The following is a 529-nucleotide window of genomic DNA, read 5'->3' on the forward strand; positions in this document are numbered from 1 at the left end:
ATCCTTGAATATTTCTCCAAACATACCGAAGACAGAAAAGCTGCATGGAATTTTAAATTCTCATAGGACAGACAATAGATAGAAGGAAGTAATCCGTCATCCTCATTTCTTGCGGCAAAAATAGTTGTTTTTCAGGCCGGTCCCGCAAGGCGGCCCTGCGGGCTGGTTGCTCGTGAAAAAATCTTCCTCACGCTTCGCGTGAGCGTATTTTTTCACGGCAAGCCTTGCCGGAGACCGCCGAAAAACAAACTGGATGAAGCACAAGAAATAAGAATGCCTACCCGTGTAGGCCATGTATAACTCAAAAAAATATAAGGCTATGGCAGACAAGAGCGCAGAAAAGGAAAGACTGTTCAACGAGTGGTTCACAAAATCCTATGACTGGTTGAGAGGGACGTTACGCCGGTACGGAATGCTGGACGAGGACAATTTCCATGACACCTACCTTTTCGTAAGAAGGCAGGTGCTGGTTCCCGGAAAGGACATAACGGACTATGACGCGTATTTCATCGGATGCTACAAAAAGGCG

The 529-nt window shown here is 46.3% G+C and carries 1 pseudogene; it reads left to right on the top strand.

What is annotated here, in order from left to right:
* Positions 1-319: 319 nt before the first annotated feature.
* Positions 320-529: pseudogene (locus tag DWY57_RS20690) on the top strand (sigma-70 family RNA polymerase sigma factor); the annotation flags it as partial.

Source organism: Bacteroides sp. AF25-5LB (assembly GCF_003602965.1).
Classification (GTDB): domain Bacteria; phylum Bacteroidota; class Bacteroidia; order Bacteroidales; family Bacteroidaceae; genus Bacteroides; species Bacteroides uniformis.